The following is an 8,365-nucleotide window of genomic DNA, read 5'->3' as shown; positions in this document are numbered from 1 at the left end:
GTAACCGCCAAGGGAGGAAAGGAAGGAACTCGCAAACGTGGAGGGGGAGGGCACCTCCCCCCCCCCCCACCCCCGACGCCGGGGCCGCCGGTCGCGGCCGCCCCGGCGGACGGGACCTCCTCCAGGCGCTGCCCTGGATCGCACCGGCACTGGTGCTCATCATCGGCGTGGTGCTGTTCCCCGCCGGCGTCATGTTCTTCAACTCGACGCGCGACATCTCCCTCTCCGGGCTCGACAAGGGCTCGGTCGGCTTCGACAACTTCGTCACCGTGTTCACGTTCGCGGAGTTCTGGCCCATCTTCTTCCGCACGATCGTGTGGGTCGTGTCGGTGGTCGCGCTCACCGTCGTGATCTCGCTCGGGCTCGCGCAGATCCTCAACAAGGCGTTCCCCGGGCGCCAGCTCGTGCGCATGGCCGTCATCGTGCCGTGGGCGGCCTCGGTCGTGATGACGACCATGGTGTTCTACTACAGCCTCGAGCCGTACTTCGGCATCTTCAACAAGTTCCTCTACGACATCGGGCTCTCCGACGACGCGGTCGGCTACGGGTGGACGAAGAACCCCGCGACCGCGTTCACCTGGTCGATCGTGATCGCCGTGTTCGTGTCGCTGCCGTTCACCACGTACACGATCCTCGCCGGGTTGCAGGCCGTGCCCGCCGACGCGATCGAGGCCGCGAAGATGGACGGCGCCGGTCCCGCCCGCACCTACTGGTCGATCGTGCTGCCGCAGCTGCGCAGCGCCCTCGCCGTGGCGATCCTCATCAACATCATCAACGTGTTCAACTCGCTGCCGATCCTCAAGGTGATGACCGGGTCGATCCCCGGCTACGGCGCCGACACGATCATGACCCTGATCTTCAAGTACATCGAGCTGCAGAAGAAGGTCGACGTCGCCAGCGCCCTGTCCGTCGTCGCCTTCCTCATCGTGATCGTGATCGTCGCGGCGTACGTGAAGATCGTCAAGCCCATGAAGGAGGTCTGATCATGACCGTGACCGAGACCGCCCTCGTGACCACCGCCGACTCCCGTGGTCGCCGCACCCCGCCGATCCCCGGCCGTCGGCGCCGCTACACCGCCGACCAGGTGACGCTGCCGCGCGTGATCCTGCGCACGGCCGCGGGGTTCCTCGTGCTGGCGATCTTCGTGCTGCCGTACCTCGTGATGTTCTTCGGCTCGGTGAAGACCAAGGCGCAGATCCGCTCGGTCGACCCGACCTACCTGCCGACCGAGTGGCACTGGGAGAACTACCTCACGATGTGGTCGACGCCCGAGACGCCGCTGCCGTACAACCTGGTGTCGACGATCGTCATCTCGGTGTTCGCGACGCTGCTCGTGCTGCTGGTGTCGCTCCCGGCCGCGTACTACACGGCGCGGTTCACGTTCCCCGGCCGCATGGTGTTCCTGTTCCTCGTGATCGTCACGCAGATGCTGCAGCCGGCCGTGCTCACGTCGGGTCTGTTCCGGCAGTTCACCACGCTCGGCCTCGGCGACACGTGGGCCGCGATGATCTTCATCAACGCCGCGTTCAACCTGTCGTTCGCGGTGTGGATCATGCACTCCTTCTTCGCGGGCATCCCCAAGGAGGTCGATGAGGCGGCGCAGATCGACGGCGCAGGACGCCTGACGGTGCTCTTCCGCATCAACCTGCCGCTCGTGTGGCCGGGCATCGTCACCGCGATCGTGTTCACCTTCGTGGCCTGCTGGAACGAGTTCGCCGCGTCGCTCGTGATCCTGTCGACCGACAAGAACCAGCCGCTGTCGGTGGCGCTGACGAAGTTCGTGGGTCAGTACGAGACCAGCTGGCAGTACGTGTTCGGCGTCTCGATCGTCGCGATCCTGCCGGTGATCATCCTGTTCATGCTGATCGAGAAGCGCCTGGTCGGCGGCCTCACCGCGGGCAGCGTGAAGTAGCCCGCGCGGGCGGGTTCAGGGGCGGGGGGCCGCGGCGGCGCGCAGCTGCTGCGGACTCCAGCGCACCCCGAGCGCGGCGGTGAGCGCGGCCTGCGCGGCACCGGCGGAGAGCGGGACCCGGGGGTCGGCGTAGCGGATGGGCGGCTGCTGGGTGCCCCGCGCCGGATAGCCGGACTCCTCCCGCACGCGCTCCAGGAACCGGGGTCCGAGCTCGGTCGCCGGTCCGCCGATCACGACCTCGATCGGGTCGAGCAGGGCGCTGATCAGCTTGACCGCACGGGCGAGCGCACGGGCACCCTCGTCGATCTGCCCCTGGTCGGCGCGGGCGACGAGGGCGCGCACGGCCGGGAGGTCGAGCTCGTCGGTGAAGTCCTCGCCCAGCATCGGCCCGAGCGCGGCGGCGGACTCCAGGCACCCGCGCTGGCCGCACCGGCACGGGCGCGCGGCGTCTCCGAACACGACCTGCACGTGCCCGATCTCGCCCGCACGGTCGCGCGGCCCCGGGGCGAGCTCGCCGTCGAGGGTGACCGCTGCACCGACTCCGCCGCCGAGGTGCACGAACAGCCGGTATCCGGACGGCGTCTCGTCCATCCCGGCCTCGGCGATGGCTTCCGCGTCGACGTCGTTGAGCAGCAGCACGGGCGCGCCCGCGATGGCCTCGAACCGCTCGGCCAGCGGCACGTCCTGCCACTCCAGCTGCACGCTCTCCAGCACCGTCCGCCCGTCGGTGGTGCCGGGCAGCTGCACGCCGACGGCGAGGAGCCGGGCGCCGAAGCGGGCCGCCGCCTCGGCCACCGTGTCGTCGAGCACGCGGTCGCGCGTCGCGGGGGTGTAGGCGACCGTGCGTGCGTCGAGCGCGGTCCCGTCGAGCGCGACGAGGGCGACGTGCGCGCTGGTGGGCTGCACGACGAGCACGAGGATCAGGTGGTGGGCGCCGTCGACGCTCAGGGTGGTGGCGCGTTTGCCGCCGGTGCTGACGGCCTGCTCGCCCTCGACCACCAGCCGGCTGTCGATCAGCTCGGCGACGAGCGAGGAGGAGGTGGCGGCGGTGAGCCCGGTCGCCCGGGCGATGCCGGCGCGGGTCTGGGTGCCAGACGCCTGGAACACGAGCTGCAGGGCTCGGCGCAGGTTCGCACGGCGGACGGCGGCCTGGGTGTCCAGCGCGTCGTCGGTGGTGAACATGCTCACGGTCCCCCGGGGGTGGGTGCGGTGATTGACAGCGCGCACGGCGCTCCGTACGCTCGACCCAGTTAGTTTATTCATTAAACTTAGTCGTCCGGGCGGAGCGGGGAGGAACGACGTGCACTACCCCCAGATCCTAGAGCGCCCCGGCGACCGGGCACGAGTCTCGGCACCCACCCACGCGCGCGCCATCCGTGAGCGCAACCGCGCCCTCGTGCTGCGCACCCTCATGGAGCACGCGGCGGCGAGCCGCGCCGACCTGTCCCGCCTCACCGGGCTCGCCCGGCCCACGATCTCCGAGGTCGTGCGCGACCTGCTCGACGACGGCGTGATCCGCGAGAGCGGCATGAGCCAGGACGCCCGTCCGGGGAAGCCGGCCGTCATGCTCGAGTTCGACCAGCGCGCCGTGCAGGTGATCGCCCTCGACCTCAGCACTCCCGGACGGATCACCGGCGCCCTCGCGACCCCCGACGGCCGCATCGACCACCGTGCCGACGTCGCGCTGGACGACGCGGATCCAGCCACCGCGATCGCCGCCCTCGCCGTCGACCTGGCCGGGCGTGCGAGCAGCGCCCCGCTCGGCATCGGCATCGGCGCCCCGTCCGGATCGCCCGCTCTCCTCGGCCTCGGGCCGCGTCTGGCCGACGACCTCGCCCTGCCCGTGCACGTGTTCGACGACGCCGACCTGGTCGCCGACGCGGAGCTGCGGTTCGGCGCGGTCGGCACCGACTTCCTGCTCGTGCGCCTCGGCGGTCGCATCGGCACCGCGATCCGGGTGGTGGGCGACGACGGCGCGCCCGTCGAGCGGTCGATCGGCGCCCGCGAGCTCGCCCACGTCGTCGCCGGCGGAGACCCCGGCGACCGCTGCCTGTGCGGACGCGACGGCTGCGTGCACGCGTGGGCGTCGACGCCCGCGCTGCGCCGCCGTCTCGACGAGCCCGGCGCAGACCGAGACGCGGTGCTCGCCGAGGCCGGGGCGCGACTGGGCACCTCGCTCTCCGTGATCGCCGCGGCCGTCGACCTTCCGTCGATCCTGCTGAGCGGACCGTCCGACATCGCCACACCCGCGTTCGTCGAGGCCACGGCGACCGCGGTCCGCGCGGCGTCGCACCCCTCGCTCGGGCCCGCGGTCGCCTCCAGCACGCTCGACGACGCGGTGCTGCGCGGGGCCGCCGCCCGCGTGGTCGCTGCAGCGTTCAGCCCCCGCTGAGCCCGTCCCGCCGACACCCTGGCCCTCGCGGACCCTCCCGTCGCGAAGGGTGCAAGACTCGAGCGGTGCGCGTCTGCGCGCGGAAGCAAGCGACCCCACGGAGGCACCCATGAAGGCACTGGTGATCGGCGCGACCGGCAGCATCGGCGGCGTGGTGGCCGCGACCCTGGAGACCCGCGGCCACCAGGTGATCCGAGCCTCCCGCAGCGGCGATGAGCGCGTGGACGTGACCGACCCGTCGTCGATCCGCGAGCTGTTCGCGCGCACCGGACGCCTCGACGCGGTCGTGGTGGCCGTCGGCTCGGTGCCCTTCCGGCCGCTCGGCGACCTGAGCCGCGACGACTACCTCGCGGCGTTCACGGGCAAGACGCTCGCCCAGCTCGACGTGGTGCGCGAGGCCCTTCCCGTCGTCGCCGACGGCGGCTCGATCACGCTGACCAGCGGGGTGCTCGCCCGGGAGCCCCTCGCCACCGGCGCCGCCGCCGCGATGGCCAACGGCGCCCTGGAGTCGTTCGTGCTCACCGCCGCCGCCGAGGCGCCGCGCGGCATCCGCATCAACGCCGTCTCCCCCGACGTGCTCGCCAACTCCCCCGGCTACTTCGACAGCTTCCCCGGCCACCGCCCCGTCACCGACGAGGAGGTGGGTCGCGCCTACGTGCGCGCCGTCGAGGGCGTCATCACCGGACGTGTGCTCGCGGTCTGACCCCCGTCAAGGGGGCCGCGCCATGCGCGTCCGTGACGCAGGATGAGAACATGACCGACTCCCGTCTCTCGACCCGCCCCTGGCTCGCCGCGTACGCGGAGGGCGTCCCCGCCGAGATCGACGAGCCGACCCAGACGCTGCCGCAGATGATGGCGGCGAGCGTCCGCCGGTACGGCCGCCGTCCCGCGCTGGAGTTCTTCGGCGCGGTGACGACCTACCGCGAGCTCGGCGCGCAGATCGACCACGCGGCGGAGGGTCTGCGGCGCCTCGGGGTGAGCGCCGGCGACCGGGTCGCCCTCGTGCTGCCCAACTGCCCGCAGCATGTGGTCGCGTTCTACGCCGCGCTCCGCCTGGGCGCCATCGTCGTCGAGCACAACCCGCTCTACACCGCCCGCGAGCTGCGCCACCAGTTCGAGGACCACGGTGCCCGCGTCGCGATCGTGTGGGACAAGGTCGCCGACACGATCGACGGCTTCCCCGACGACGTGCGCGTCGACCACATCGTGAGCGTCGACATCACGACCGCGATGCCGTGGTCGAAGCGGTTCCTGCTCCGACTGCCCCTTCCGAAGGCCAGGGAGTCGCGGGCCAAGCTCACCGGCGCACCGCGCGCACGCCACGTACGGCCGTGGAAGGGGCTCCTCGGTCACGGCCGCATCTCCCGCCGCGTGCCGGCGCCCGCACTCGGCGACACCGCGCTGCTGCAGTACACGAGCGGGACGACGGGCACCCCGAAGGGGGCGATCCTCAGTCATGCGAACCTCCGCGCGAACGCGATGCAGGGTCGCGCCTGGGTGCCGGGACTGCGTGACGGGGAGGAGACGTTCTACGCCGTGCTGCCGCTGTTCCACGCCTACGGCATGACGCTGTGCCTCACCTTCGCGCTCAGCATCGGCGCGACCGTGGTGCTGTTCCCCACGTTCGACCTGGGCCTGGTGACGACGGCCGCCCGCACGCGCCCGCCCACGTTCCTGCCGGCCGTGCCGCCCATCTACGACCAGCTCGCCCGGGCGGCCGGACGCGGCACCATCGACCTGTCCCGCGTGCGCTTCGCGATCTCCGGGGCGATGAGCCTGCCCGTCGCGACCGTGCGGCGCTGGGAGGACGCGACCGGCGGACTGCTCGTGGAGGGGTACGGCATGACCGAGGCGTCTCCCGTCGCGCTCGGCAACCCCATGGGGCCCACGCGACGACCGGGCACCGTCGGCGTGCCGTTCCCCAGCACCGAGATCCGGCTCGTCGACCCCGACGACCCGGAGAAGGACGTCCCCGCCGGCGAGCGCGGGGAGCTCTTGATCCGCGGTCCCCAGGTGTTCCAGGGGTACTGGCAGCGCCCCGGCGAGACGGCCGAGGCGCTGCTCCCCGGCGGTTGGCTGCGCTCGGGCGACATCGCCGAGGTCTCGCCCGACGGGTTCGTGACGATCGTGGACCGCCGCAAGGAGCTCATCATCACGGGCGGCTTCAACGTGTCGCCCAGCGAGGTGGAGGATGCGCTCGACGCCCACCCCGATGTCGTGGCGGCCGCGGTCGTGGGCCTGCCGCGGTCGAGCGGCGGTGAGGAGGTCGCGGCGGCCGTGGTGTTCCGTGAGGGTGCGGTGCCGGACGTCGAGGCGCTGCGCGACTTCTGCCGCACCCGGCTGACCGCCTACAAGGTGCCGCGCCGGATCGTCGCGGTGGATGAGCTCCCGCGGTCCCTCATCGGCAAGGTGCTGCGGCGCGAGGTGCGCGACCGGATGCTGCGGGACCGCTGAGGTCAGCGGCTCTCGGCGGCCTCGGTGTGGTGGCGGATGACCTCGGCGACCACGAAGTTGAACCACTTCTCCGCGAACTCGGGGTCGAGGTGCGCCTCTTCGGCGAGCGCGCGCAGCCGGGCGACCTGCTGCTCCTCGCGCTTCGGGTCGGACGGGGGCATCGCGTGCTCGGCCTTGAGGTGCCCCACCTGCTGCGTGGCGCGGAACCGCTCGGCCAGCATGAAGATCAGCGCCGCATCGATGTTGTCGATGGTGGCGCGCAGACGGAGCAGCTCGGCCTTCGGATCCTCTACGGCGGTCATCCCCCCACTCTAGGGGCGAGGGGCACCCCTGACCGGCGGGGGCCCAGCGCTATCGTGTGCACATGAGCAACGACGAGTCGCCGGCCCCCGCCTCCCACGACGACGCGCTCCCGCAGCCCTCGGACGCGGCCCCGGCACCCGTCGATGCCGCGCTCCCCGGACCGCCCGACGCCGCGGCTCCCGCGACCACCGCGACCCCGCCGCGTCCGGTGGTGATCGAGCCGACCACACCCAGCCGCTCGTTCTGGACGCGCATCGACCGGCCGTTCGTGTTCGGCTTCCTGGTCACCCTGGGCGGTCTCGGCGCGTTCGTGATCGGCCTCGCCCTGTGGAGCCTGTCCACCGTGCTCATCTACATCGCGCTCGCCCTGTTCGGCGCGCTCGGCCTCGATCCGGCGGTGCGCTTCCTGGAACGGCGCGGCCTCTCCCGGGCCATCGCCGTCGTCATCACGATCGTCGCCCTCATCGTGGTCTTCGGTCTGGTGCTGTGGATGATCATCCCGATCGTCGTCGACCAGATCGCCGAGTTCGTCCGGTCCGTCCCCGGCATGGTCCAGGACTTCACCGGAACCGACCTCTACAAGACCCTCAACGACCAGTTCGGCGACCAGTTCCAAGACCTCGTCGGCGAGGTGCAGAGCTTCCTGTCCGACATCGGCAACCTCGCCACCATCGGCGGCGGAGCCCTCGCGGTGGGCGCCTCGATCGCCTCCGGCATCTCCGGCGCGATCGTGGTGCTGGTGCTGACGCTCTACTTCCTCGCGACGCTCCCGGCCATGAAGCAGGGTCTGCTGCGCCTGGCGCCCGCGCGCGACCGGGACCGCGCGAGCGACATCAGCGAGCAGATCACCGACTCCGTGGGCGGCTACGTGATGGGCATGGTCGTGCTGGCGTTCTGCAACGCGACCCTCGCCCTCATCCTGTACGCGGTGCTCGGCCTGCCGTTCCCGCCGCTCATGGCCGCGATCGCGTTCTGCGTGACGCTCATCCCCCTCGTCGGCTCTGTGCTCTTCTGGATCATCGGCACGGGACTCGCGCTGTTCACCAACCCGATCGCGGCGCTGATCTTCGCCGCGATCTACCTCGTCTACATGCAGATCGAGGCGTATGTGCTCACCCCGCGGGTCATGAACCGCGCCGTGGCCGTGCCCGGCTCGCTCGTGGTCATCGGGGCGCTGGCCGGCGGCACGCTGCTCGGTCTGCTCGGCGCCCTGGTCGCTGTGCCCGTGACCGCGTCGATCCTCATCATCATCAAGCAGGTCCTGGTTCCCCGCCAGGACGCCCGCACCTAGCCTCGGCACGCAC

General features: G+C 71.7%; 8 protein-coding genes. 6 read left to right on the top strand and 2 right to left on the bottom strand.

Annotated features, from left to right (window positions below; translation table 11 throughout):
- The first annotated feature begins 152 nt into the window (after positions 1-152).
- Both ACFV3I_RS02375 and ACFV3I_RS02370 read left to right on the top strand, forming a co-directional pair.
- On the top strand, positions 153-983 hold the full coding sequence (locus tag ACFV3I_RS02375) for a carbohydrate ABC transporter permease (protein WP_378822286.1): 831 nt from the start codon (positions 153-155) through the stop codon (positions 981-983).
- Between the two features lie 2 nt (positions 984-985).
- The gene (locus tag ACFV3I_RS02370) at positions 986-1,912 is read left to right on the top strand and encodes a carbohydrate ABC transporter permease (protein ID WP_378822285.1); all 927 of its coding nucleotides are present in this window, start codon (positions 986-988) and stop codon (positions 1,910-1,912) included.
- Positions 1,913-1,927: 15 nt separating this feature from the next.
- Here the strand turns inward: ACFV3I_RS02370 and ACFV3I_RS02365 are convergent, their stop codons facing one another.
- Positions 1,928-3,094, bottom strand: a complete 1,167-nt coding sequence (locus ACFV3I_RS02365) for an ROK family protein (RefSeq protein WP_247638084.1) — start codon at positions 3,092-3,094, stop codon at positions 1,928-1,930.
- Positions 3,095-3,212: 118 nt separating this feature from the next.
- On the opposite strand from ACFV3I_RS02365, the gene ACFV3I_RS02360 reads away from it, so the two are divergent.
- From ACFV3I_RS02360 to ACFV3I_RS02350, 3 genes are all read left to right on the top strand, one after another.
- Positions 3,213-4,304, top strand: coding sequence for an ROK family transcriptional regulator (locus ACFV3I_RS02360; RefSeq protein ID WP_247638083.1), 1,092 nt, complete (start codon positions 3,213-3,215; stop codon positions 4,302-4,304).
- Between the two features lie 109 nt (positions 4,305-4,413).
- Positions 4,414-5,007 carry a short chain dehydrogenase gene (locus tag ACFV3I_RS02355; protein WP_378822284.1) on the top strand — a complete coding sequence of 198 codons (594 nt, stop codon included), beginning with the start codon at positions 4,414-4,416 and terminating at the stop codon, positions 5,005-5,007.
- A gap of 50 nt (positions 5,008-5,057) precedes the next feature.
- Positions 5,058-6,758, top strand: a complete 1,701-nt coding sequence (locus tag ACFV3I_RS02350) for a long-chain-fatty-acid--CoA ligase (RefSeq protein ID WP_378803140.1) — start codon at positions 5,058-5,060, stop codon at positions 6,756-6,758.
- Between the two features lie 2 nt (positions 6,759-6,760).
- On the opposite strand, the gene ACFV3I_RS02345 is transcribed toward ACFV3I_RS02350, so the two are convergent.
- Positions 6,761-7,060: a chorismate mutase gene (locus ACFV3I_RS02345; RefSeq protein ID WP_136033320.1), complete on the bottom strand. Its 300-nt coding sequence runs from the start codon at positions 7,058-7,060 to the stop codon at positions 6,761-6,763.
- A gap of 62 nt (positions 7,061-7,122) precedes the next feature.
- Here ACFV3I_RS02345 and ACFV3I_RS02340 point away from each other — a divergent pair, with 62 nt between their 5' ends.
- On the top strand, positions 7,123-8,352 hold the full coding sequence (locus tag ACFV3I_RS02340) for an AI-2E family transporter (protein ID WP_378822283.1): 1,230 nt from the start codon (positions 7,123-7,125) through the stop codon (positions 8,350-8,352).
- The last annotated feature ends 13 nt before the right edge of the window (positions 8,353-8,365 follow it).

Origin of the sequence: Microbacterium sp. NPDC059771 (assembly GCF_042732495.1) — a bacterium.
Lineage (GTDB): Bacteria > Actinomycetota > Actinomycetes > Actinomycetales > Microbacteriaceae > Microbacterium > Microbacterium sufflavum.
This window is presented reverse-complemented; position numbering and strand designations above follow the sequence as displayed.

What these genes read in the sequence shown, in the direction of transcription:
- ACFV3I_RS02340 (WP_378822283.1), top strand. Translation starts at nt 7,123, where the DNA reads ATGAGCAACGACGAGTCGCCGGCCCCCGCCTCCCACGACGACGCGCTC.
- ACFV3I_RS02345 (WP_136033320.1), bottom strand. Translation starts at nt 7,060, where the DNA reads ATGACCGCCGTAGAGGATCCGAAGGCCGAGCTGCTCCGTCTGCGCGCC.
- ACFV3I_RS02365 (WP_247638084.1), bottom strand. Translation starts at nt 3,094, where the DNA reads ATGTTCACCACCGACGACGCGCTGGACACCCAGGCCGCCGTCCGCCGT.
- ACFV3I_RS02355 (WP_378822284.1), top strand. Translation starts at nt 4,414, where the DNA reads ATGAAGGCACTGGTGATCGGCGCGACCGGCAGCATCGGCGGCGTGGTG.
- ACFV3I_RS02350 (WP_378803140.1), top strand. Translation starts at nt 5,058, where the DNA reads ATGACCGACTCCCGTCTCTCGACCCGCCCCTGGCTCGCCGCGTACGCG.
- ACFV3I_RS02370 (WP_378822285.1), top strand. Translation starts at nt 986, where the DNA reads ATGACCGTGACCGAGACCGCCCTCGTGACCACCGCCGACTCCCGTGGT.